The sequence below is a fragment of the Thalassoroseus pseudoceratinae genome, assembly GCF_011634775.1.
Lineage (GTDB): Bacteria > Planctomycetota > Planctomycetia > Planctomycetales > Planctomycetaceae > Thalassoroseus > Thalassoroseus pseudoceratinae.
Genome location: NZ_JAALXT010000003.1, coordinates 720,071 through 746,048, shown reverse-complemented (window position 1 = coordinate 746,048; position 25,978 = coordinate 720,071). Strand labels below are relative to the sequence as shown.

At 52.7% G+C, this 25,978-nt stretch carries 17 protein-coding genes; 11 read left to right on the top strand and 6 right to left on the bottom strand.

The annotated features are described in order from the left end of the window. The first annotated feature begins 2 nt into the window (after nucleotides 1-2). Nucleotides 3-470: a YbhB/YbcL family Raf kinase inhibitor-like protein gene (locus G6R38_RS12960; RefSeq protein WP_166825747.1), complete on the top strand. Its 468-nt coding sequence runs from the start codon at nucleotides 3-5 to the stop codon at nucleotides 468-470. A 102-nt stretch (nucleotides 471-572) separates the two neighbouring features. Further along, nucleotides 573-1,886, top strand: a complete 1,314-nt coding sequence (locus G6R38_RS12955; RefSeq protein WP_166825743.1) for a Gfo/Idh/MocA family protein — start codon at nucleotides 573-575, stop codon at nucleotides 1,884-1,886. 104 nt (nucleotides 1,887-1,990) lie between these two features. Here G6R38_RS12955 and G6R38_RS12950 read toward each other — a convergent pair whose 3' ends face one another. Then, entirely contained in the window at nucleotides 1,991-2,959 is a 969-nt protein-coding gene (locus tag G6R38_RS12950) for a prenyltransferase/squalene oxidase repeat-containing protein (RefSeq protein WP_166825740.1), read from the bottom strand. A 188-nt stretch (nucleotides 2,960-3,147) separates the two neighbouring features. Here G6R38_RS12950 and G6R38_RS12945 point away from each other — a divergent pair, with 188 nt between their 5' ends. Then, complete coding sequence (locus tag G6R38_RS12945; protein ID WP_166825737.1) at nucleotides 3,148-4,536, top strand: ABC transporter permease; 1,389 nt, start codon at nucleotides 3,148-3,150, stop codon at nucleotides 4,534-4,536. Between the two features lie 28 nt (nucleotides 4,537-4,564). Here G6R38_RS12945 and G6R38_RS12940 read toward each other — a convergent pair whose 3' ends face one another. Then, nucleotides 4,565-5,788 carry a tetratricopeptide repeat protein gene (locus tag G6R38_RS12940; protein ID WP_166825732.1) on the bottom strand — a complete coding sequence of 408 codons (1,224 nt, stop codon included), beginning with the start codon at nucleotides 5,786-5,788 and terminating at the stop codon, nucleotides 4,565-4,567. Between the two features lie 1,662 nt (nucleotides 5,789-7,450). Between G6R38_RS12940 and G6R38_RS12935 the strand changes: the two genes are divergently transcribed. From G6R38_RS12935 to G6R38_RS28435, 5 genes are all read left to right on the top strand, one after another. Next, nucleotides 7,451-8,449, top strand: coding sequence for a DUF1559 domain-containing protein (locus G6R38_RS12935; RefSeq protein ID WP_166825727.1), 999 nt, complete (start codon nucleotides 7,451-7,453; stop codon nucleotides 8,447-8,449). Nucleotides 8,450-8,839: 390 nt separating this feature from the next. Further along, nucleotides 8,840-9,133, top strand: a complete 294-nt coding sequence (locus tag G6R38_RS12930; RefSeq protein WP_166825724.1) for a hypothetical protein — start codon at nucleotides 8,840-8,842, stop codon at nucleotides 9,131-9,133. 289 nt (nucleotides 9,134-9,422) lie between these two features. Beyond that, complete coding sequence (locus G6R38_RS12925) at nucleotides 9,423-10,499, top strand: DUF1559 domain-containing protein (protein ID WP_166825721.1); 1,077 nt, start codon at nucleotides 9,423-9,425, stop codon at nucleotides 10,497-10,499. A 171-nt stretch (nucleotides 10,500-10,670) separates the two neighbouring features. Next, nucleotides 10,671-11,063: a hypothetical protein gene (locus G6R38_RS12920; RefSeq protein WP_166825718.1), complete on the top strand. Its 393-nt coding sequence runs from the start codon at nucleotides 10,671-10,673 to the stop codon at nucleotides 11,061-11,063. Beyond that, nucleotides 11,033-12,226, top strand: coding sequence for a multiheme c-type cytochrome (locus tag G6R38_RS28435; RefSeq protein ID WP_390881390.1), 1,194 nt, complete (start codon nucleotides 11,033-11,035; stop codon nucleotides 12,224-12,226). The genes G6R38_RS12920 and G6R38_RS28435 overlap by 31 nt, the downstream gene beginning before the upstream one ends. Before the next feature lie 135 nt (nucleotides 12,227-12,361). Here G6R38_RS28435 and G6R38_RS12910 read toward each other — a convergent pair whose 3' ends face one another. Next, the gene (locus tag G6R38_RS12910) at nucleotides 12,362-14,653 is read right to left on the bottom strand and encodes a glycerophosphodiester phosphodiesterase (protein ID WP_166825712.1); all 2,292 of its coding nucleotides are present in this window, start codon (nucleotides 14,651-14,653) and stop codon (nucleotides 12,362-12,364) included. A gap of 456 nt (nucleotides 14,654-15,109) precedes the next feature. On the opposite strand from G6R38_RS12910, the gene G6R38_RS12905 reads away from it, so the two are divergent. Together G6R38_RS12905 and G6R38_RS12900 are read left to right on the top strand one after the other, a co-directional pair. After that, entirely contained in the window at nucleotides 15,110-16,507 is a 1,398-nt protein-coding gene (locus G6R38_RS12905) for a glutamate decarboxylase (protein ID WP_166825709.1), read from the top strand. Between the two features lie 201 nt (nucleotides 16,508-16,708). Then, on the top strand, nucleotides 16,709-17,347 hold the full coding sequence (locus G6R38_RS12900) for a TMEM175 family protein (protein WP_166825704.1): 639 nt from the start codon (nucleotides 16,709-16,711) through the stop codon (nucleotides 17,345-17,347). A gap of 70 nt (nucleotides 17,348-17,417) precedes the next feature. Here G6R38_RS12900 and G6R38_RS12895 read toward each other — a convergent pair whose 3' ends face one another. The 3 genes from G6R38_RS12895 to G6R38_RS12885 form a co-directional block, all read right to left on the bottom strand. Next, nucleotides 17,418-18,296, bottom strand: a complete 879-nt coding sequence (locus G6R38_RS12895; protein ID WP_166825701.1) for a hypothetical protein — start codon at nucleotides 18,294-18,296, stop codon at nucleotides 17,418-17,420. A 229-nt stretch (nucleotides 18,297-18,525) separates the two neighbouring features. Beyond that, nucleotides 18,526-19,806, bottom strand: a complete 1,281-nt coding sequence (locus G6R38_RS12890; protein WP_166825698.1) for a DUF1501 domain-containing protein — start codon at nucleotides 19,804-19,806, stop codon at nucleotides 18,526-18,528. A gap of 45 nt (nucleotides 19,807-19,851) precedes the next feature. Beyond that, a complete protein-coding gene (locus G6R38_RS12885; protein WP_166825695.1) occupies nucleotides 19,852-23,550 on the bottom strand; it encodes a DUF1553 domain-containing protein in 3,699 nt (1,232 codons plus the stop codon). Nucleotides 23,551-23,896: 346 nt separating this feature from the next. On the opposite strand from G6R38_RS12885, the gene G6R38_RS12880 reads away from it, so the two are divergent. Continuing rightward, nucleotides 23,897-25,909, top strand: coding sequence for an ArnT family glycosyltransferase (locus tag G6R38_RS12880; RefSeq protein WP_166825692.1), 2,013 nt, complete (start codon nucleotides 23,897-23,899; stop codon nucleotides 25,907-25,909). The last annotated feature ends 69 nt before the right edge of the window (nucleotides 25,910-25,978 follow it).

Below are 25,978 nucleotides of genomic sequence, written 5' to 3'. Positions count from 1 at the left end.
ACATGGCCGAACAAGGATTTACGTTGACGAGTCCGGCATTTCAACCTGACGCCGTCATACCGGATGTGCACACATGCGACGGTGATGACAAGTCGCCGGAGTTGAATTGGATTCATCCGCCGGAAGGCACCAAGAGCTTTGTACTGATTATGGAAGACCCGGATGCACCGGATGGCACCTTCACCCATTGGGTGCTGTTCGATATTCCGGCCCAGCGGTCCACGATTCCCGAAGGGGCCAGTGGGATTGGGCAAGGAGCCAGGAACGATTTCCAACACGATCACTATGGGGGTCCCGCTCCACCTCCCAATCACGGTGATCACCGGTACTACTTCCGTCTGTACGCGTTAGATGGGGAATCGCTTGGACTCGAAGCCGGCGTGAAACGGGAAGAAGTCGAACAGGCCATGCAAGGGCACATCCTCGATGAGACAGAGCTGATGGGACGCTACCAACGCACAACCGGTTAAACAGCCGGCCTGCCTGACGCATCAAGGATCGCTTGTGTTTTGATTTCGGTTTGGGCAAGATGCACGCAGGTTCCTCGCCCCACTCACACCGAAGGATTTGCAATGAGCGATACACCCCGCCGCACGTTCTTGAAGCAAGCCGGACTTGCGACCGCTGTCTGGACTGGAGTTTCGAGTTCCGCTCGAGCGGCCGATTCGGAGCGGTTGCGGGTCGGGATGATTGGGCCTGGCGGGATGGGCAGTTACCATCTTCGTGTCTTGACGGCGAATCCCGAAGTTGAAGTGGCATGGGTTTGCGATGTCGATGAGCAGCGGCTCGCAAAAGCAGTCGAGCATGTCGAATCCGCCACCGAACAGCGACCGCAAACCACTGACGACATGCGGAAAGTGTTCGACGATGATTCCATCGATGCGGTCTTTATTGCCACTCCGGATCATTGGCACGCACCAGCGGCAATTCTAGCACTGGATGCTGGCAAGCATGTTTATGTCGAAAAGCCGTGCAGCCACAATATCCGCGAAGGCCGGTTGATGATCGAGGCGGCGAAGCGGAGTGGAAAGTTCCTGCAAGTCGGGACTCAAAGCCGCAGCACGGAAACGGTTCGACAAGGTGTCGAAAAGGTGTTGAACGGAGAAATCGGCGACGTCCTGGTAACGAAAGCGTGGAACAGCCAACGCCGTCGGAACATCGGTAAACGCACACCAACCGACGCTCCAAGCCACCTCAATTTCGACGCATGGACCGGACCAGCTCCCAAGATCCCGTATCAAACCAACATGCTGCCGAGTGTATGGCGATGGTGGCGTAACTTCGGTTGCGGAGATATCGGTAACGATGGAGTCCATGACATCGACGTGGCCCTTTGGGGTTTCGGTGTGAACACGCACCCCAGTCGCGTGACGTGCCTGGGAGGCAAATACTTTTTTGACGACGATCAAGAATTTCCCGATACCCAGTACGCCGTCTTCGAGTACCCACAAGCGGGTGAGCCCAAAGGTCGGCAGAAACAATTTATCTTCGAGCAACGGATTTGGTCTCCGTACCCGCAGGAGGGTTACGGAAACGGATGTGCGTGGTACGGAACCAAAGGCATGTTGGTCATGGGGCACACGCGGGGTTGGCGACTTTACGGTGAACGGGGCAAGCTCCTTGATCAACAAACCGGCGGGGTCGATCTACCAGCGCACCATCAGAACTTCTTCGATTGCGTCCGTGGGAAATCGTCGAAGCTCAACGCGGGTATCGAAGTCGGGCATCAGGCTGCAACCCTCGTACATCTAGCAAATATCGCAGCTCGTGTCGGAGCCGTTTTAGAGTTCGATCCGAAAACAGAAGAAATCACTAATCACTCAGAAGCCAACAGCTTCGTCAAACGGGCCTACCGCGACCATTGGGCAACCCCGAAAGATGCCTAGCGGACTTCGTTAGGTCAGCCGGACTCAGGGAGCATTGCGCGTCCACCTCGGGCACGCACAGATGCTTCCAATGTCCTGAACGAAAACGGACGTACTCACACTGGTTAGTTCAACAAATCGTTCGGATCCGTTTGGTCGATGGATTCGCTTAGTAACGCCAAGGCTCCAAGACCGTAAAAGGTGTACTCCACATCGGCTTGTTCATCCCAGCTTGCCCCCCGAAATCCACCAGGGGGGAATTCCAACCATTTTGTGAAGAACTGACGGGCCTGCCCGCGATCAATGAGACGTTCGCGACCAATCTCGCTCAGCGTCAATAGGCCGGTGAACGTCGACAATCCATCTGCAAACGGAATACGGGTGTTCGCTTGGAATCCGCCCTCGTCACTCCGCACGTCCCGCAAGTACGCCGCAACATCTTCGCAAATTTCTCGGTCTAGATAGTTGAGGATACTCAGCGTTGCGACGGCAGCCGCCGTGGGGTTGGTGCCGCTGCGTTTCATGGGAGCAATCTCCACAAAGCCACCGTCTCCGCGTTGTCGATCGAAGAGAAATTGCACCAAGGCATTCGGGCGTGGAAGTGGTTGCCCGATCAACTCGTACGCCAAAACGACCAAGAAAGACTGATAAGTACTTCCCGCCGCTCCCTCGCTGCTTTTCGCATAACCACCGTCATTGGTGCGGACACTCTCCAACCGCTCAGCAATCTGCTTTGGCCAATCAGCGGCGTCGCTCGCAAACACGTCCGGTCCACCAGCCAATTGCACCACCACCGCCGAACTGAGCCAACTCAGCAGGTCAACAATACTCAGCGTCTGCCAATCGTGCGACTGCAGGAAACTACCGATCTTCGACGCTTCTTCAGACCGCAAACCGCCGAGCATCGACAAGCATCGGACTGCGAAACTAGTGTAGTAGATGTCGGAATCGCCCTCGCGTCCCCGAAACCCACCATCAGGCATCTGATGGGCCAACACGAATTGCCGATGCCGTTCGCGACGGTCCGGTTGCCATTCGATCAGTCCCTCGGAAAGCCGGGTTGCCAGGCGGAGTAGATATGGTTCAGACGACATCAAGTACTCGGCAAGGTGACAGTGTTCAGGTCGTTTCGTAGGCCTCTCGGAGTCGGTGCGTGTTGATCGTAGCAGAGCGTTTGTATTGGGGAAAGCAGTCACCGAAGCCAAGTGACTCGCCTTTGCGTCCACAACTTCTACAATGAAGCAGACTGTCACTCCACTGGTTTGGGAAATGCTGGCCTTCGATGTTGAAATTTGCCTACCGAAACCTTCGAAATCGTTCCTTACGAACCGCCCTCTCCCTGTTGGGATTGACGGTCGCCATCGCTGGGATGATCGGCCTGTTCTCCGTCGCAGAGGGCCTGGACGAAACGGTTTCGACCACTTTCGGACGTGTCCCTGGCTTGGCCGCGATGCAACCGGGCGCGCCCATGCCGTTGTTCTCAACGCTTCCCGCCGCATGGGGGGAGGAAATTGAGAACGTGGACCGCGTTCGTGCCGTCGTTCCAGAAATCTGGCAACGAGTCAACGTGATCAATCAAAAGATGATCTTCAGTCCGCCGCGGCTTCTCTACGGCAGTGAGATTTCCAAGCGGTTGCAACTCGAATCGGATCTGTATCGTGAGTCCATCAAATCTGGTCGCTTTCTAACGCTTGAGGACGAAGGCACACGCAACTGCTTGATTAGTCAACCAATTGCGGAAGAATTCGAAGTTGAAGTTGGCGATTCTCTGCAAGTCAATAGTCACCGAGTGGACGTTGTAGGAATCTACAAATGCGACTCCCTGCTGCTCGACATCGCGATTTTGATGGACATCGATACGGTTCGGCAGATGACCCGATTCGATCCCGGCACGGTTTCGAGCTACTACATCGAACAAACCGAAGAGACGAACAAAGACGATTTGGTCAATGAGATTCGAGAGATTTTTCGCGACCGTGACTTGCCACCGTGGACGCCATCGGCACTTCAAAGTATGGCTGGTTCCGGAACAGATGGCTGGATCGATGCATTCACTCAGAAGCTCAACTTAGTCCTCAAGTGGTTTGCCCAAAGACAGTCTTCACCGACCCAAGTCGCTCGTGAGAACAACGGGACTAACAAAGTTGAACAATTGGAACAAAGCCCAGCCGAAGAACCAATTGCATCCGGAGACACAGACTTTGTAGTGCGTCCAGACATGCCAATTGAAGTCCGCACCGCCGAGAGTTGGGCGAAGCGTTTTGACCGACTGGCTGACGACCTCAATGTATTTCTCGGATTGCTGACGGCAATCGGTCTCTTCATTGCTGTCTTGAGCATCATCAATACGATGGTGATGAGCGTCAGCGAGCGGATTATCGAGTTTGGAATTCTAAAAGCAAACGGCTGGTCCAAACGTGATGTCCTGAAACTCATCACATGCGAGAGTGGCCTGATTGGCTTTGGTGGCGGATTGCTCGGATGTATCGTTGGGTGGGTGGGCGTGCAGTTGGTGAACTGGCAATGGCCAACCCGAGTGGAGTTGTACGCCAGTCCCGGACTCATAATCTTCGGCGTGACGTTCGCAACCTCATTGGGAGTACTCGGCGGGCTATACCCAGCGTTCTGGGCAATGCGAATGATGCCGATGGATGCCATTCGCCGTGGCTAGACCTTGATCACCACCAACAACAATAGACCTATCTAGCGTTCCGTTGCAGGTAGACCGAAAAACAGCCAAGCTGCTCGTTCTCAAGCTGATTGATCAACGCTTCACTTTGGACTTTGTACTGTCTCGGGTCACGATGCATTGCAATCGTCGCATGATGCCGAGCTAACTCGGCACGCTGAGCATCTGCGTAAAATTTCGCCATCAGAAAATGGTTCTCCGCTGTTGGAGAAAGTTTAACGAGACTCTTCCATGCTCTCTCGGCCGCCGGATTGTTACCAAGCTTTCGTTGAGTGAACCCGATTCCTCGATAGGCTGTCTCGCGAAACGCCTGGCTAGCAGCATAACTTAAACTATCATGGGAATTCGACAACCACTCTGCACCGGCCTGATAGTACTGCAGAGCTTCACGATAGTTGCCTTGATGCTCTGCGACCGTGGCGAGAAGCAACGTGGCTTCGACGTCATCCGCATTCTGATTGACAAGCGACTCCAAGATTTGGGTTGCTTGTTCTTGCCGTTCAAGAATTGCAAGATTCTTCGCGGCTTGCTTCTCGAATTCTGCATGTGGTTGCTGAGCAATCGTATTCAAAATCTGTTCAGTCTGCTCACTCACATTTGCAACCTCTTTCCCGAGCACATGGGCTAGACGACGAGCGGACTCTTTCTGCGGTCCAATCTTCGCCGTTGGATCGACCGCTGCTAACTGGCTGGCTAATTCTGATGACGCTTTTAACCGATATTGCCCAAGCAGTTCGCTAAGACGCTCATTATGTTCGGCGAACCGCGAGGCTAGATAGATCTCGGGTAGTACAAACAGTATCGCGACTAGCAATAGACTCGAAGCAGCCTGAGTGGCTACCGAATCACCTACGTCTTCTGGCCTTCGGGAATCGAACCAGGCTGACGCGATCGTTGCCGAAGCACTACCGACAAACAAAGTCCCGATATATCTCGCAATGATTGACGGCACGTAAGACCGCAACGGAAACAACCACTGTTGTGCGAACAACGCAGCGGCAAATGAGACCGCAAGAACGCCCCCCGCAAGGAATACCAGAGTCCGACGAATAGCCGATTTCCTGATGACATTCCTTAGCCCAACAGCAGCGGCGATACCAGCACACATAAAAACGAGGCAAACGTCAGCCCAGACAAAAGGCCAAGCCGCAACATCTGCGACCGTCGCCGCAGACCAAACTAGGATTCCCCAGCACAGACAAACAAGCAAGGATGTCAGAACAACCTTAACCATGTCTTCTCCAGCCGCTTTGCTACCCACTGACAACCTCCCGAATTTGGTATCTCGCATTGAGAAAACACACCGTCTGATTAACTAGCGAATCAATGGCATGCCGCGTTCAACTTTCAATCCATTTAGGCCGCCAGCGGTTCTTGCTGAAATCGAACTATACGCGGCGTCTTCGCCAAATCAATCCATCGTACGAATAGTGCAAAAACGCAACAACAACATTGAGAAAGAGCCAGAACTTTGCAAAGTGCGTTGAGACTAAATAACCCGCAATCCCCAAAACAAGGATATAGATACTGAGTATTAGTAACCATGCAGGAACCAGTCGACTCAACAGGTCTTTCTCTTTCGGCATCTTTCGACTTGAAACGGACCAGGACACAATCGCGAGATACTCAGTTGCGTGAAACAAAGCCGAAGCAGTTGCTAACATCAAGACGAAATCGGCACGCTGAAAGTGCACTGAGAGAATCATACCACTGTATAGACACCACACACTCAGCATGTATATCGAACGCCCTACGCCAGTAAGTTGCCAATTCCTGAAATCGTAAACTAGAAGGAGAGTGGGTATCAGAATCACGAACCAGTCAGTTGTTGCTAGCGTTTGCTCTAGCGACTCATACGGCCATGTCCAACCGGCCACTCTGAGCGCGGCGTAGATAACAAAGATGCGAGTCCCCCACTTCTCAACTGCTGCAAAGCCAGGTTTTGATTCAAGTGGAGTTTTTCCGGTGAGCCGACCATAGATTCGATACACACCGTGATGCTGAGCAGCAAAGTGCCATGCATTCCACAGATAGTCGATTGTTAACAAGCACGTCAGCGTGCCGGTTGATATTTGTACGAGAGAGCAAACACCAACTGCGGCCGTCAAGACTGCTAGGAAGACGAATCGACGACTAGCAAATCGATCTCGGTCACCGAAGACTAGAAGCAATGAAATCCATCGATGCGGGGTAGTGACAAAATAGACCTGCCAGAAGATCAAGCCGTCGCGTCCCTCAATGCCGGTCCAATTCTGAAGAAGAAACACCAAGGGCCATAGCACATTGCATACAAACAACAAATCGGCGGTCGGTGAGAACAACCATTGCCTGGCCGATGGTGTGCCGTTTTCAGTTCTCGGTATCGGCTGACTGGCCGTTACTTTCGTTGTCGCCACTGAACTTATCAATCCTAAAACTACTGTTGTTCCACTCGCGTGTGGTGAGCCCGCGTGCAAGGGGGCAGAGCTACGCTAGCACGGAATGTTAATAATTTATGTCTAGAGGATGAAATACGGTCACAGACGGTACTCTAATAAAAACGATGCTCTCTCAAGAAGCCACCGAAAGTTCATCGAACTTTCATCATCCAAGATATGGACTGTCGGTTATAGTTTGCTAGCATGCTGGCTCATCGCTCACAACGCTAACGCATCTTTGACGAGACAAACCATACAGACACTCCTGCCGCCACCCCGCCCTGCTGAACCTACCACTTGCCTGCTGAACCTACCACTTGCCTGCTGAACCTACCACTTGCCTGCTGAACCTACCACTTGCCTGCTGAACCTACCACTTGACACATTAATTCGCCAGAGTCGCCCGCGCTGATTCTATGTAATTCGCGGACGGGACATTGCTACTTTTTCTCTCCTTACACACTGAGGACACGCTACCGATGCGTACACTTCCATGGAACCGTACACGCTCAACCAGTCAGCCCCCATCAGCTCGACAGGGTTTCACCTTGATCGAACTCCTAGTTGTGATCGCAATTATTGCAATTCTGATTGCACTGCTCTTGCCAGCGGTTCAACAAGCTCGGGAAGCCGCCCGCAGAACCCAATGTCGGAACAATCTGAAGCAGTTTGGTTTGGCATTGCATAATTATCATGGTACCTACGGCATGTTTCCGCCAGGTGGTGTGATCGGCGCATGTGCGGGGAATCCCCCGACGATCATCACCGGGGCCCAAGAGTGCGGCAATTTCAATGGTCAGTCACTCGGCGGAAACTGGGCACTCTATGTTCTTCCTTACATGGAGCAAGGAAACTTGTGGGAGAAGGCAAGACCAATTCTGGCAGGAGGCGACCCGCTAGACAATATGAATAATGTGTTCGGCCACTATGCACCCCCAGGATACCTATGTCCAAGTCATTCGGAAGGTGGCGGGAACGCTTCCGTTTACTTCCGCTCATTAGAGCACATGTCCCGCGGTAACTATGCTGCGAATTATGGTTCGGGTGACTTGTTGGCCTCCTACAACTCATCGACGGGGGGAGCATTTGCAATCAATCGAAGCTACCGTTTCCGTGACTTCAGAGACGGCACGAGCAATACCGCTGCCCTCAGTGAGGTTCGCTTCCGAGACGACGACAACAGCGATAGCCGAGGCACATGGGTGTACTCCGGTATGGGTGGCTCAGCATTCAGCACCGGTCGAGCACCGAATTCGGATACCCCAGACATCATCCCGTCGTGCCGCAACGTCGCTATCCTCCCATGTACAGAAGCAAACGACGGAACTCAAATTGCCGCCGCACGCAGTGAACATACAGGAGGTGTCCACACGCTGATGGCAGACGGTGGTGTTACATTCGTTTCTGAGTCGATCGACGCGGCTGTTTGGGCGGGTGTCGGTACTCGTTCCGGAAACGAAGTCCTCCAAGACTTCTAACCGATGTCGAAGGGGCCAGAAGTGCTGAGATCCGAGTCGCTCATGTCAACAAACCGACCTGAAGTTTGGACAGATTGCGGCGGAAGGGGAAGCACAGTCGATCACCACGGAATCAAGCAATCGACGATTGGCCGGTGTCTCCGTTGGACGCTGGCCATTACGTTAATGACTGGCGCACCACCATTGTTTTGAAACACCAGACCGACCTTTACTCAATAGAAACGCAGTGTTTCTGATTCTGCGAGCAACTCCATGCCAAACATTTTTCGATTTGGAATCTTTTTTATTGTCTGTATGTGCACAGTTGGATGCGGTGGCAACGATGTACCTTCATCGTCGGTTCCAATCACGGGGATTGTTCGCCTAAACCGGCAGCCGTTGCCATCGGGAATGATACATTTTTGGTCAAACGGTGAAGTCATCGCGACAGGGACCATCGACGGCGGTGAGATTCTCAAGGTCCACCCGAAAGATGACGCGAATGGACTGGGACCGGGGCGATATCAAATTACGGTCGGTCCGTCCGTCTCTAAGAAAGAAGACGACGCAATCGCACCGCCGACGACTACGACACCATCAACTATCGCTATCCCTCAAAAGTTCCAGTCGGTCACCACGTCAGGACTAGCGATCGAGATCAAAGCCGAAGCGACACTTATTCAAGTGAACATGCAGGGAGCGTAATGCAGGCATGGAAAGTCGGCAATAACAGACAGCGAAACACTATGAACATGGGTTAATTTACGCCCCAGCGTGGAAGACTCGCACATCACTTTCGACGCACGATCAAGTGGCAGTTTGGAGCGGCGATATCTTGAAATTCACATGAGGTTCACAAAGCCTTCACAATTCTCGATATCGTGACGTCCGTTAGCACACTCAGTAGAACCACGGTGTGTTCAAACTATCATCATTCGTTTTTGATGAATTACCTATTCTCTCGCTGTTTTGTGTTCCGAAGAGGTTACACGTCATGAATGCCGCTTCTTTTGGTCAGAGATCGAGAACTCGATTTCTTGGATTTACACTAATTGAGTTGTTGGTTGTGATCGCAATTATCGCAATCCTGATTGCGTTGTTGCTACCAGCCGTTCAACAGGCCCGTGAAGCCGCACGACGTGCGCAATGCATGAACAATCTCAAGCAGATTGGTGTATCGTTGCACAACCATATGGAAACGCATGGCTCGTTTCCCCCGGGATATGTCTGTTATGATGAGTCGGGTAACCGATTCAAGACCGGTGGATGGCAGCATGGCCAAAATGAGATTGGGTTCCACTGGGTCGCGGACATTCTTCCCTTCGTCGAACAGAACGCTCGCTGGGAACAGTGCGTCACGTGCAACGAAAACCGAATCAACGACCATACGCACAACCCTGCTGACGACTGCGAGTACCACGCCTCCACAGGTCACATCGGTCGCGAACCCCTTAAGTTCATGGTCTGTCCATCCGCTGATGAGGTCCAAACATTGTTTAGCGATGGAAGCTATGGATTGGAATCTCTCGCAAAGTCAAACTACGCGGGAAGCTGGGGTTCGGGCAACATGCTGTCCTGGGAATCGAATGCCACCAAAGGAACATTTGGAACGTTCTTCGTTAATCAAGAGAAGATTGTTCGTAGCCTGGGTGGTTCCGGTGACCGTTTTCAGAACTCGAAGGGACGTCGATCTTCTGACATCAAAGACGGCATGAGTAACACAATTGCTGTCAGTGAAGTTATCACCGTGGACGCCGCAACTGACATCCGTGGGACTTGGTTTTCACCGGCGATGGGAGCAACGATTTTCTCGGCTCTCTATGGCCCCAACTCAAAGCAACCTGACCAGCTTGCGGCATGCGATGAGTCCATCCCGGCAACCGACCCACTCCACTGTACGGAGGAACGATCCACCGCGGACGTTTGGGCCTCTGCCCGGAGTTACCACACGGGGGGAGTGAATGCGTTGCTCGCAGACGGTTCCGTCCGGTTCGTGGCTGATACCGTCGATCTCACAGTTTGGCAGGCCGCCAACACGATTCGAAATGGTGAAGTCTTGAAGGACTGGTAGGTTCTGATCTTGCTACTCCTAGTGGCAGCCATTGGCTATTGAGTCATCGTCTTCCAAGGGGAAGCGATATCAGGCATGAGCGTGTCTTGGTGTTATATTCCTCTTGTCCTACTACATAAGAATTTTATCGAAGTTGATATGTACCAATTCAGAAGTTTACTTTCGTGTTCAATGGCAGCGTCTGCGCTAGTCGTTGGACTCTCGGGTTGTGGTGACAACGTTCGAGGCAGTCTCGATGAGACCGAGCAGGTCACCGCTGCCATTCTTGCTCTCGGTGATGCTGCAGGCGGTGGACCGGAGACATTTCAGACGTTGTTTGTCGCTGGATCAGCCCCGGAAAACCGCAAGGACTACGCGACCGCAATCTTCGAGGTGGTTGGCGAGCCCGATGTGTCAGGCGATACCGGCACGGCTACAGTTTCAGTCACACGTGGTTACGGAGATTCTCAAGCAGGCGATAGTGTGAAGGGGAACTCGGCAAGTTCGGCGGCTCCGGCGGAAGTTCAATGGACACTGCAAAAGGTTGAAAATGAATGGAAGCTCAAGAGCGCTCCTTTGCAGTGACTTTCACGCCGAGCCGAATCTTATGGTTCGGAGTGATTGCCCTGGCGGCAACTGCGCTTTGTGTCAAGCTATTTTCGACTCGGTCCCCTGCCCCTAAGAATGCTGGCGTTGACAATCAAACCAGAACGGAATCGCAAAAGGACTCCGTTCTGGCATCGAGCGACGTCCAATCGCAGTGGGCACAACTCTATCACGAAAACTTCGCTGGTGATGCTGCATGCGTGGAATGCCATCAGGAACAAGCGGACGCACATCGCCGGTCGGGACACTCGCATACCGCGATACGGTTCGCTGAGTCAGGACTCGCGTCCCAAATCCAAGGCACTCAGTTCACTGATGAAATACTCAATCAGACTTTGACTTTCCAAAGTGACGGTCGTCAGTACTGGGTTGAAGCTGAAAGCTCTATCGGAATCGGGACAGTTACGATTGACTGGTTGCTAGGCTCCGGGACGCATGCTCAGACACCAGTTAGCGTACTTGAGAATGGCCGTCGAGGTGTGGAACATCATTGGACCAAATTTGCCGGTTCGGACAACTTGCAACTGTCTCCCGACCATGAAGACTTTGCATTCGACTCTCGTCACCCTCTAACTGACTTCGGCCGCCCTCTGGATGCGGAGAGTCTGAAAAATTGCCTTGGGTGTCATATGACCTGGGGACCGCCCCCGAACGGTCTTGTCAACAATGCAGAACTTGTCCCCAATATCTCGTGCGAACGATGTCACGGCCCTAGAAAGAAGCACGTTCTCTCGGCAAGGAACGGCGGGCTGGAGGCAGTCTCGCCAATGGTCAAGCTCGACTCACCGGCGGCTGAACTCAAGCTATGCAGCCAATGCCATCGTGACGAGACCATGATTAACCCCGATTCCGCCGCTCACGAACTCGCCCGCTTTCAGCCATATGGTTTGAAGCAAAGTGCCTGTTTCCGTGAGAGCAACGGGAACTTGAGCTGCTCAACATGTCACGATCCGCATGATGCGGCGAGCCGAAATCGGAGTCGCTACAATTCAATCTGTCGAGATTGTCATATGGAGGATGACGACTCAACTTGTTCAGCAGGTCGAAATAATCAATGCATTTCCTGTCATATGCCAGCAGTGGAGTGGGTTCGTGGCATGCACTTTCATGATCACCGAATTCAAATTCCCGCGACCGAATAATACTACTTTCCCACCAGCTTCGTCCGAGGCCATCGGAACGAGTGTGTCAGAGCAGGTTGATTAGCGATCAGTTCTCATGCCGATACGGGCTCATATTCCTCTTTGATAACCCAGGAAACGAATTGGCGATCGTACTCATTCGGGTGAGTCCAGCCCATCAAGTTGGTAGCGGTCGACTTGTTTCCCTTGTGCGTGCCAAATCTGTCCTGGTTCTCCTGGGATGAAATCGAATCCCTCGGCATGCATATGCGACTCGGCGATGTGCCAAACTCGGTTTGGCTGCTGGATTTCTTCTGGCAAGGTTTTTGGAAGCTGAAACTCGAACAATCCGTCCATGCTGCCAAAGGTATGAATCGAATACAGCCGATCTCCAACGATCCGAATGCCCTGCGAAAAATGCATCTCCTTGGGGTACCGTAGAACACCGTCCCGCAAAATCCGCTCTCCCTCAAATCGATACCGGTGGATCCCAAGGTCACTCAGATCACCAACCCATAGAAACTCACCATCATAGCAGACTGGATCGATCCAACTGACATCACTCGTGATATCCCAAGTTTGAACGACCGCTAAGTTACTCGCATCGATCTTTGCGATAACAGAACGATTGAGTTTCGGATCATGCTTCCCACCTTCCGGCCCATGTAAAAGCCCTGCCCAAATGAAGCCATCGTGGAAATCAATAGCACCAATGTGATTGACGCCTTCAATTCGAATCGGTTTTTCCTCAAGGAGTTTCCAATCTTGATCGTATCGCAGAATGGATTGGTACGTGCTTGTAAAGAATTCCGACTCTCCGATCGCAATTCCCTGACTAGCCGCCCCTTGCTTTAGCGGTTTTTGTTCGACAAGTGTTGAATGCGGCGTTCCTAATCCTGCTCTGTTAAGACGGGAACGATATTGAGGTCGCAGTCGTTCGATACCGTGCTCGTCTGCAACGTTCAACATCTCGTCGAGACGATCGACAAGCGGAAACTGAACGCCTGCGTTGAACAACGCCGCAACACGTTCGGCTTCGTTTGCACAGCAATAGTTCACCCGAACATTCTGCTCCTTCAATTTCGCGGTGACTTCCGGAGATGCCGGTCCACCGAGTAACTGAATGAAGTCCGCCCCCATCGTTATCGTCTCATTGGCGTAGGTCATCGAATTCGCTTGGCGATCCATATTGCAAATCAGAACTCTCTTATCAATTTTCTTGGCAGCATCAGCAGCAGCCTTGCCGCATGCTAGGAAGGCTTGGTGGAGACGTCCGCTTGCTGCGAGCGTTTTCGTGGTTTCTTCAGCCAGCTTCACATTTCCTTTGAGATGAACATTCAACCAAATGTTATCCGGCATCACGTCTAGGGCCTCTCTGAGCGTGGGGACACGCTCGCCCTTGAATCGCGTGTCTTTCCAAGACCCGGCATCGAGTTTCTTGAGTTCAGCGAGTGTCCACTCAGTGACTCGTCCGCTCCCGTTAGTGGTACGATCGATGGTCGAGTCGTGCATCAATACGAGTTCACCATCGCGAGTCAATGCGACGTCAAACTCGATCATCTGAGCCCCCAAGTGAATCGCACGTCGGAAAGCGGCCAACGTGTTTTCGGGATGCGTTGCGCTAGCCCCACGATGCGCGCATATGCCACGGATTGGCATCTCAGTGATATTTGACGCATCCTTCGTGCTTCTAACTAAGATCAATTTGCGTTCAGCACGGCTAATTCCGATCAGCCCCTTGGTTGCCGGGTCAACTGCAAACCCCTGTCCTGTAAAGGGGATCTTATCACGACCAACGTAATCCAACTCGTTGCCAGACTTCGGCAATCGCAAGCGGTAAAGTTCTTGCTTGTCATGCCCGGTGCACAGCAACTCGTCTCCATACCATAGTCCCCCCGAAAGACTATACTTGCCAAGTTGGCTAATCACCGATTTCGGAAATGTCCAACGCCCTAACTCCTGCCATTCATGACTAAACTGAACAAGAGTCGTCTGGTCGTTATCCTCCCCGTATTGCGCGAAGTTGCACCACCATGAGTTCCCGCGTCGTACCACCCATACGAGACTGCCTTCGTACCCTTCGATCTTGCGATACGTCGTCAACTTCATCGTGGAAGGGTCAAGAAATTTGATCTCGTTCTGCGGAGGCGTTTGAGGGTAGTTCGAATGCGCACATAAGAGCTGTCCTTTCCACAGAAACCCACTATTCAGGTGTTGGGCCTTCCCCGCGCTGACTGCAATGCATTCGCCCGTCATTCGGTCATATTTGGCAACTTGCTGGCTGCTGATCGCATATAGATACTGCCTGTCTGCAACCGCCGCCTGAATAGCCTCTTTGGCGGAGAATTCCTTGACCAATTTCCATTCACTGGCCGCTGCCGACTGACTCCAGGGAAGGAATACCGTAACAAGGCAACCGACATGAACAATGGCAAGGCACAATCTCATCGAAGCCGTCTCTCTATTGGAATATAAACCATGCAAACCGAGACAGGTTGTAGAATGGCCGATTCAAGTGGCATCTTCAATCAAGATGACACTGAGTTTCATAACTTTTTTATGATTGACTCTGATACACTTTGTTTTCGTGCCGTCAGATTAGCTTTGAAATTTGCAAACTCGCAATTTCATCAGAAGTTCACAGAAGGAACACGGGTTCTGCAAATGAGGGATTCTCGATTGATGTCTGTACTTCTCAAGTGTTATTTGACTACTGACGGACGAGTGTTGGTAAACACATCGACAATTGAGTTCGACGACGAGGACCAACAGACGACTATCGCTGACAACAGTTTAGTTCAGCATCCCATTCTGGTATTATCCCACGCTGACAATTCTGTGTCGATCGGTATCGAAAATTTCAAGTCTAGACGACACGCAATATCGCCCCACTAGGAGTGTTCAATGGCTTTGCACAATAAAGACTCAATTCGCGAACAGTTGGATGATGAGATCTATTCGTCTGCCGACCTTTCTATGGCGTTGCCGAAGTATCGTTTTCCTGGGGTCGAACAGGACCCCCGACATACCTATGCGCTCGTGCATGACGAGTTAATGTTAGACGGCAACTCCCGGCAGAACCTTGCGACATTTTGCCAAACGTGGGCCGAACCGGAAGTCCATCAACTGATGGCAGAGTGCATTGATAAGAACATGGTGGATAAAGACGAATATCCACAAACTGCAGAACTTGAAGCGCGTTGCGTCCATATGCTAGCGGATCTGTGGAATTCTCCGCGTGCTGCAAACACGGTGGGATGCTCGACAACGGGATCGAGCGAAGCGGCCATGCTTGCCGGGATGGCGATGAAGCGGAATTGGGAAGCCAAACGCAAAGCCGCTGGAAAGCCCATCGACAAACCCAATTTGATTACCGGCCCCGTTCAAATTTGCTGGCACAAGTTCACTCGATACTGGGATATCGAGCACCGGGAAATTCCCATGGAGAACGGCCGGTTGATCATGACTCCTGAAGAGGTCATCAATCGTTGCGATGAGAACACCATTGGGGTGGTGCCGACGCTTGGGGTCACTTTCACCTGTCAGTATGAACCAGTCAAAGCCGTGGCGGATGCATTGGATCAACTGGAGAAAAATCAAGGTTTAGATATTCGCATGCACGTCGACGGGGCGAGTGGAGGTTTTCTCGCACCGTTTTGTGCTCCCGAAGTGGAATGGGATTTTCAAATCCCTCGCGTGAAATCCATCAATGCATCAGGTCACAAGTTTGGACTTTCACCGCTTGGTGTGGGATGGGTGGTTTGGCGAGAAGAACAAGACCTGCCAGACGACTTAGTGTTCTGGGTGAACTATCTTGGCGGCAATATGCGTGACATCGCACTCAACTTCTCTCGGCCAGGCGGTCAAATCGTCTGTCAATACTATAATTTTCTTCGACTTGGTCGAGAAGGCTATCGAAGGATCCATACAGCATGCTACGAGACGGCCCAGTTCCTAGCCAAGGGGATCGAAAAGCTCGGTCCGTTCGAGATCATCTATGGCGGTGAGATGCACTCCGGCATCCCCGCACTCTGCTGGAGATTGAAAGAGGGGGCAGACCCGGGCTTTAGTCTATACGAACTTGCAGACCGACTCAGATGTCGCGGTTGGCAAGTTCCGGCCTACTCACTCCCTCCGAATTGTCAGGAGTTGCCGATTCAACGGATCCTCGTTAGACATGGAGTCAGTCGTGATCTTGGCTCACTCCTACTTGACGACATGAACAATGCGATTGCATATTTACAGAAGCATCCAAGTCAGTCACCAGTTACAGCTGAGGAGGCATCAGGCTTCCATCACTAGGATATCGTATGGTTTCTGGCGTGCGCCGCGAGTTCAAGATCACTCGTTTTGCTTGCGGTATTGAAGATTAGTACCATAGACAAATTGGTTGGATGGTTGATACAAAACCATCCAACCAAGCTATGCTACAACCCCAAAAACTTTGGCCGACGACAACATATGTCCTCAAGCAGTACACAAAAGAATCGATCTGCGCCACTCATGCTCGATCGTGTCAATGCGATGAGTGACGGTGTCGTTGCAATTGCTCTAACACTATTGGTGTTGAGCATTGAAGTTCCCCAATCGCACGACTTTACGAACGGTGGGCTAATCGCTTATCTCGTTAAAGTCGAATATCAACTCACCGTGTATCTTGTCAGTTTCGTTCTGATCGGATGTTACTGGGTTCTTCAGAACGTCATGTTTCATTACTTCCGACATGGCACGCGTGTGTTGACGTGGTTGAACCTTCTGTTTTTGTTTCTACTGACACTGTTGCCGCTAACAACACAGTTAATAGGCACCTACCGGGACGAGCCGCTGGTCATGGTTGTATACGGTGCAGTGAGTATTGCTTGCAGCCTATCACTCGCTCTGATTTGGTGGTATTCCAACCATATCGGGATGGTTGTCTGGCCAAAGATCGATCCCACCGTCGAACGAACGTTTATGCGTCGAATCCTATACGGAGCCTGTCTTAGTCTCGTTGCCGTTGGCGTTTCATTTCTAAACGTTCGAATGTCCCATTTCGTCTTCCTGTCGATGCCGCTGCTATATCTTTCCGATCGGCAGGTTGACCGCCATTGGTCCGAACTTGTAGCGGCTAACAATGGTGAAGTCGATGGTATTGATGATTAGACACGTGGAGATTTCATAGAGACATCATGGGAACGTAGAGTGACCGACACGGGATCGTGGAACCCTCGGATCAGAATTGGAATCCAAGTTGCACGATGGGGCCGCGGAGTTGCATGTCATACGCGAACCTGTTGTTGCCGCTCCCCTGTTCTTGGTCGATATCGAGCAAGCGATATCCGAGGCTCAGTTGGCAATGCTCTGAACATTGAAAGCGTCCGAGGGCTTCGATGTTGTAAGTCAGTTGAGAACAAGAACCAATCCCGAAGCCGCCAACGTCGCCGCGAAATGTGAGCCAAAAGTCATCGGTCACCGGGGCACGAAACCGGCCACCGATGATTGGATCGACCCACTGCCGCGAACCAGCAGCGGTGACACTACGCCCACGTGGCCCGGTGATGGTGATTTCATTGGTATCAAGAAGATTGTAACGACCGCCGAGCAAGACATCGGCTTCCATGGACTGATTCCAGTCGGTCAAACCGATGTCTTCGGATACGTTGTAGATAGCGGCGAAGTCGACGATGGCCTGTGCAAACCCAGCGGTCAAATCGATCCGGGGAAGAACACTTCGGTCGACGCCAAGGTTGTAGTAGTAGCCATTGGCGAGGAACCCCCACTTCTTATAGCTGACTTCCAGTTGCCCGGAAAAAATAAAGTTGAAGTCCGAGATGCTCTCGAAAATCTCGCGAGTGCTGACATTAACGTTAGCTGTTCGCCCACGAACTGTTGTGGTCCCATGCATTTCCGGAACCCAACCAGGGATATCGAACTTGCATTCAAGTTCTGGCTGACGACACTCCTCGACCAACGAACAACTGCTCCCGCATTCGGAGAAAACAGCGGTGGGTTCGACAAAGCACTCGGACCGGAGGTTTTCTGCCGTCGCGGTTACCGGCAGGTTCACGACAGTTAGAATTGCAAGTCCGGCGACGGATGACAGCCTGGACATAATTTGCCCCCCTGTAACGGTAGAATCGGAAGATGGCCGACGGGGAAACAATCGGCACAACCGACGGAGCACGTTCAACTGGAACATCTCGTCGAATCGATTCGCCGGAATCATTGTCGACAAGCCCTGCAGGATTGTTACAACCTGAACTCCTTAACAAGGCTCAGGGTTCAACTGCAAGGAGTGCGAGAGGCAAGCTGCGGATATGCCTGGCGAACCGCGGCCGATTTTACGAAAACAACTTTTTCACGGGTTGGCCACCGTCGGTGATAGGTACAGGGCGTGAGCCGGCATAGAGTTCCTGTGACGGATCAATACCGAGGGCCGCATGAATAGTTGCGTGATAGTCGGGAACAGAGACGGGGTTCTCAACGATTTTTTTGCTCAATTCATCCGTGACTCCGTACGCCCCCTGATGATTGAGACCTCCCCCTGCCAGCAGCAGACTGAAACAAGTTCCTTGGTGTCCACGTCCGCCGCGGCCGTCATAACTTGCGGGACGACCGAATTCCGTGCCCAATGCGATTAGAGTTTTGTCAAGAATGCCTTGCTGTTCGAGATCGGTGATGAGAGCGGACAACGCAATGTCCAGTTCTTTGATGAGCAAATGTTGGTTTTGTTGCCCTTCGTTATGCGTATCCCAGCCAGTGCCGTTGATGAAATTCAAGTTATGAGAGACTTCGATAAATCGAACGCCGGCTTGCACCAGTCGGCGCGCTAACAAACATCGCTGCCCGAACTCACCTCCGTAGGAGTTTCGCAATTCGGATGATTCGTCGTCCAAACGGAAGTGCTGCATGAAGTCCGGTCCGGCGAGTCGCATTGCTTCGGCTTGTGCAGCTCGGTACTGTGCGATGACCGAGTCTTGGGGGACGCGTGTCGTCAGGGGCTCAAGCAGATGGCGGCGACGTGCGACACGATCCGGTGTCACGTCTTCAGGTCGCGAGAAACCGGCGGGGCCACTTTCCGTGTCGACGAGATACACGAAACCGCTCTTCGCACCAAGGAAACCTGGCCCACGACTCACATTCGGATAACCAATCAGCATATAGGCTGGCACATTCGGGTTCACCGGCCCAGCGACGTGCCCGATGATCGATCCCAGCGATGGGTACGTAATACTGCCGCTGATTGCACGCCCCGTATGGACGAAGTTCGTGCCAAATGCGTGTTCATCAATCAAATGGTGATTGATCGTCCGCATAACGGTCAACCGATCCGCTAGCTTTGCGGTGCGATGGAGATGTTCGCAGAACTTCACGCCTGGCACGACGGTATCGATCGTGTCATATTCTGATCCTGCGATTTTGGGAGATGCTTTCGAGTTGCCACGTCGCTTGGGATCGAACGTGTCGATTTGTGCCATGCCACCGCCGAGCCATAGGAAGATGACGTGTTCCGCCTTCCCTTTGGGGAACTTCGTGGCCTCCGGTGCAGCTAGTACTGAACGACCGGCGAGCGCCGCCGCAGAAATGACGCTGGACTTCTTGAGAAAACTTCGTCGATCCATGGTGACTCCAATATATCGATATGAGATGAGTGCAGGCTCGAATTGTTAAGGTGTATAGACCCATTCGGGCGCGTTGAGAACGGCCCATACGAAGTCTTCCATTCGCAGTCGCCAATCTTCATTCAACGCATTGGTAGGGGGATCACCGCGGCGTGCGTCAGCTTCCTTCTCCAATGCCAACGCGTTCGCCGGCCCATCAACATGGTTGGACCAACTGACATAACGAACTGGTTCACGTTTCTCCGGTTTCGGTAGGGCACGTTCGGATTCCGGTATCACACGGGACTCGTAACCTTCGGAAAGCACACGAATGTAGCGTTCTCTCTCGGCAGTGGTTGGTTGACGCGTCAGTAGTCGAAGGAACACGCGGTCCACGAGTTCTTCAACGGGTTGATCCTCCAATGCAAGCTGAGTGAGTCCGTGACGATCACTCAAACGTGTCAACCAGATGCTCATAACGCCGTTGGCGAAGATCGCCGGTTGTAACACGTCCGGTTCGGTTTCGCGAAGACTCCGGGGATCCTGTCGCGCTCCCCGCCAACCAAATGCCTCCAGAACGCTTGTGACAGCCGTAATTCGGGGGAGTGACAAACTTGGACGGTCACGCTCATTCGACGTCGATGCCAACATCCAAGATCGACGTGGTTTGCCCATTGAGATGGCGTTCCGGACGGCGCGAACGCTATCGATATCCAAGCTCACTTCTTCCAAATCAAACGGTGTGCCGGTCGCGTGGAATACAGAATCCACGATTTGCTCGGCGGTGAGTCGTCGTGGTGCGGGAGCGACGTAAAGTGGACTCGTCTCTGCGAGTGTGACATCTGTTGCCCGCTGATAGGCATGCGAACTGAGAATCAGTCGGCTGATCGCTTTGACATCGTAGCCAGAGGCCACGAATTGCCGGCCGAGCCATCGCAATAGTTCTGGATGCGATGGTTCGCCGCGTTCCCAATCGTCGACATTTTCAACCAATCCTCGCCCCATCAACCGTTGCCAAATTCGATTGACCATGACCTGAGCAAATCGCTCGTTCTGCGGCGCAGTGATCAAGGTTGCTAAGCGATCGCGAGGGCTCTCCGGTTTTTCGGCGAGGACATCGGCGATGGATTCGTCACAATATCGCTCGAACGGCCATGCCGGTTTCACTTCCGCCCCCGGTGCCAAGGTGACTTCAATCAGCGGTTTTCGCCCACCGTGATCGAGCCGCCCCGCTGGGACACTACTTGACTTGGGGAGCTTGACCGTCTTCTGTTTCAACGACGCAGCCAGCTCAAGCAAATCCTTCTGCAAAGAAACATGTGATGGGGCATCGTGGCAGCGGGCACACTTCATTTGCACCCCCAGAAATGCCGAACTGACGATGATCCCTTTCGCCGCCATGGGAAGGTCGTTTTGTGTCGCAGTCGCAAAACCGGCGGGACCGCCGAACCGCTCGCTGCCTTCCATCCGGATCAGCTCAGTGACGAACAAATCCGCGGGCTTGTTGTCGAGCATGGACTCGTACAACCACCAGCGGAACGGGCCAGTGTTGTTGAGAGTAGGATTGATCATGTTCGGATTTTCGGCCAAGACATCAAGCCAATAACCCATCCAGTGATCCGCCCACCGCGGATCCTTCAGCAAGCGTTCAATCACGTTTTCGCGGCGACTAGCCGGATCGTCATTCATGAACGCTTGGATTTCCGCCTCAGTCGGTGTGACGCCTACAGTGTCGAGCGTGACTCGTCGGAGGAATTTTAGGTCGTCGGCGAGGGGTGTCGGTTCGAAGTTGGTTACATCGAACTGTGGCCAAACCGCCCCGCCTTCGATCCAACGTTTCAGTAGGTCGACTTCTTTCGCGGACAGCCGGTCCCCTTTGGGCGGCATCACTTCGGATTCATCCGACGCTGCGATCCGAGCGATGAGCGCACTCTGGTCGGGATGTCCAGGGACAATCGATGGTCCGTAGGCATCACCACCTTCGAGCATTGAAACATGATTGTCGATCCGCAAGCCGCCTTGCGCTTTTTCACCTTGATGGCAGGAGTAGCAGCGTGCCTCTAGCAAGGGACGGATTTCTCGGAAGTATGAAACACCGCTTGCTTGACTCTGACGCGACGCCTTCGCCGCGACGTCAATTCGCTGGGCAATGAAATGGTCGATGGCATTATGTGCGGGATAGCCTTCGGGGAGTGACGGAATTTCGACATCCTCGGTTTCGGCCAACCATTTCGCAGCCTCCTGACGACGTTTGTTCCAATACTCGCTGTTGGCATCTCGGCATTTTGAACGGGCCTTTGCGTTGACTTTCGCGAGCCACTCTCGCCGTTCGGATTCGTAGGCAGCCCATCCCGCATCTGTGTAGTCGACGTGCCGGTCACCAGGAGACATCAATGACCAGGACTCACTTCCTTCCAACGAAACCGCCACCACGGTCTCGCCGAGTTCTGGCCGGAACCGACTGCCGCCGGTCACGCCGCCAAGGATGGTTTCAAGAATCACAAAATGCTCACCGCCATCCGTCTCGAAGTCACACCAAGACTCGCGGTTGCCAGGTGGTGCGAAGCGGAACGTCGGGCCGAGATCAAGATAGTTGTCTTGTTTCGAAAGCAAATCGTGGCCGGCTCCGTCGCCTGGACGCGCCCCTGTTTTTAGCAATTGTTTACCATCGATTGTCAAACGACACGGTCCACGACCTCGCAGCAAAAGTCGATGCTTGCCCGCTGGGAGTTCCACAATCGCCGACGCCCGAAGGTGAGAGGGATTCGCCCGGTCACCACGCACACCGGTCGAAACATACTTATGCGGAACTTCGAACAAACCAAAGACATGTTCTTCGTAGGATTCCGTGACCTGCGGCTCTTCCGGCCAATTGTTAGAGGCGGGAACGCCGTCCTCGCTGATTTGCACAAGGACTTTCCCCGGCGGAATCATTTCCCGTGTGACGGGCGGTGGCGGCGGAACGAAAACATATCGTTTTGAGATTTCTTCGGCCTGGAATGGTTTGCGATAGATCGCAATGTTGTCCATCCAACCTTGAAACGACTGTGACTCGTCCCGTTGATACCCCGTTCCAATGATGAGATCAGCGGCGTCCTGAATCGGTGGCAAGTCCGTGGCACCGCCCAAGTCCCAGGTTCCAGCAACTGGTTGACCATCAATAAAGGCCTGTAAACTGCCACTTTGACCGAAGGTAAAACTCAATGCGATGTGATGCCAACCGGTGAGCGGAACCTTCGGTCCACTCCACCATCGATGCCATTCAACCGCCCCAGACTTGGGTTCCTTGGTTGTAAAGAGCAACCCAATTTGGGCTCCAGCGTCTGTTCCCTGCAATCGAACCGCGTAATTCTGATTGTTAACACCCAGTTTCTCACTGAGACTGCCATGCCGACCTTTGCCCATCAAGTAGACGATGCGACCTTTGCGGATCGATTTGACTTTCAACCAAGTCTCAAAGGCGAAGGTGTCTCCCTTGCCAAACCGGATGTTCGTAAAGCCGCCACGTTCGTGATCTTTGACGACAATCCATCCTTCATGCCCAACGAACTGGGTCGCGATGTTGTCTTCATGGAATTCCGGGTAGCGTGGTGGTCGCGGACCGTCGGACGGGGTGCCAAACTTCCCTGCCCAAGCACCGGGCTGCGATGTTCCATCAAACCGCCACTGCAAGATCGGTTCAGCGGCGTCTACGCACAAACTCCAGGACGGGCTCGTCAACACAATCAGAAATACAACCGGTGTAAAACGTGTGAGTATCTTCATTAGCACTTTCACTTGTCGGATAGTACCGTCCAATATTGAAGGTTCGACGGGCCGAATTGTCGTCCATGCGACCACGAGGGTTAGCGGCTTTCGAATCGACTGCAATATCGGAAATCGACGGACACGAAGGCGGGAGTCTCTCCGCGGTTTTGGCAATGTCGTTGTGGGGGTAGGCAGGCTTCTATTTCTACCCCATTTTACCTGGCGATTTCAACAGTAGACTGAGTTTACGGGTTCAATTGTGATCCATGTTCTTGAGGAAATGCATCGTTCTAGAGAGACACCGCACAAGTTTCCAACTAGAATCCGCGTTGACAGAGAATCGCGAGAATTGGGAGTCAAGTGGATGAAGATCGGCCAACGCAAAATCTCAGGGGATCAAGGATTGTGGCTCGTCATTGCAGTGGCGGTCGCAGTGCGTGTGATCTATTTCCTGAGTTTTCAAAAGTCCGCGTTAGCCGGTTTTGTTGACTTAGATCATCGCTACTACCTCGAATGGGCCCAGCGAATAGCGGACGGTGAATGGCTTGGCTCGGAAGTCTTTGAACAGGCCCCGTTATATCCGTATCTCGTTGGCTCGTTTTTCCGGGTGTTCGGCGAGCAATTAGACTGGCTAATAGCAATTCAGCACGTCGCCGGAGTCTTAACCGCCGTTCTAATCTATCTCAGCGGGTGCCGACTTTTCTCACGACCTGTCGCGATTGGTGGTGGCTTGCTTGTTGCAGTTTTCGGACCTCTCGTCTTCTATGAGGGTCTTGTGATGAAATCGTTTCTTAGCCCGCTGCTGACAACTCTTACCTTGTACGCAGGTCTAAGATTTCGAGAACATTTTAAAACACCTTGGCTGATTGTGGCCGGCCTAGCGATTGGTTTGGCTTGTGTCGTGCGAGAGAATCACATTTTGCTGTCGCTCCCAATCGCGTGGGAAGTTTGGCTGCATCGACGAGAATCCCAACGGTTCATAAGGCATGGGTTGATTTTGTGCGCGTCAATTGCGGTTTGCCTAATTCCATCGGCCGTTCGCAACTGGTCCGTTGCTGGTGAATTTGTTGTCGTCACGGCGGGTGGCGGAGAGGTCTTTTACATGGCCCACGGTCCCGACGCGGAACCGTTTTATCATGCTCCGGATTTCGTCAAACCCAACCCGTTCACAGAGCACGAAGACTTCCGTCGCGAGGCGGAACGTCGTACGAGACGAGAGCTGACACGTGGAGAAAGCTCGCGGTATTGGTTCCGGCAAGGGCTATCGTATGCGGTCCAACATCCGTTCCGCGAGGTGGCACTTTCAATCCAAAAACTGAATGTGCTTTTGCATGATTTCGAAGTCAATGATAGTGGAAACTATCGAGTCGCGGCACGTCTGATTCCGGTCCTTCGTTGGTTGCCAACGTTTGGATGGATCAGTGCATTGGGCTTGCTCGGTATGGTCGTCAGCCTTCGGGATTGTCGGCGATATGGATTGCCTTTATTGATCGTTGCAGCCCACGTTTTATCCGTCATTTTGACTTACAACTTCGGACGGTTTCGCTTGGGTTTGGTCCCGATTTGGTGTCTGTTTAGCGTCTCCGGTGTGGCTTGGCTCTATCATTTCTGGCGAACGAAATCGTCCAGAAATCGGATGACAGCAACGATGGTGACACTAGTCGTTTTGTTGGCCACACTACTCTTCTTTCAAATACCGCTTGGGTCGAGCCGTCTGACCTATGCAGTCGATGACGAATTGTTGCTCGCCAAGTTAGCCCTGCGTGAAAAGGACATCGACGCCGCGGAACAGTACTTCCTTCAAGCATTAGAGGAAATGAAGGACTACCAAGCGGACAATCGTAGCCGGGTTGATGGAGACCAAGTCGCTTTACTCGCGTTGAAAGTCGGCGATCAGTTGTTGAATTTAGAACACGTTGATCAGGCTGTTCGGTTTTATGAAGTGGCGAAGGATCAGCCGAACGATCGCAGTCATCGTCATGCCCTGTTGCAACAGTTGATGCGAACTCTTCTCGCGAGTTCCCGCAAGGGGCATCCGCTCGAATCTTCCGTCGCAATCGACAGACTACTAGCAGAAGTGCTCGCGGAACTCCGAAAGGTTGAGCCAACGCAGATCGCGTATTGGGCGTTAAGCGCCCATTGGCCGAATCATGAGTCGGAATTGGACCAGATTCGCGAGCGACTGGAAAAACTCTGGGCTCGATCGAATCAACAGTCGCCGGGCATTCGAGCTACATATCTCATGGGGCAAGCGTTTTTGTTTGAGAAGTCCGGCGAAACGGAATTAGCTCGACGAGCCGCCCGTGTCGCCCTTGACGAAGTTTCCGACCACCCTGCCAAAGTCGAACTGCTGGAAATTCTCAACCAAACCGACTAATAGCTCTCTCAATATCAGCAAACGAAGAACGCCTCGAATTCCCTAGAGAATCGAGGCGTTCTTTTGTTT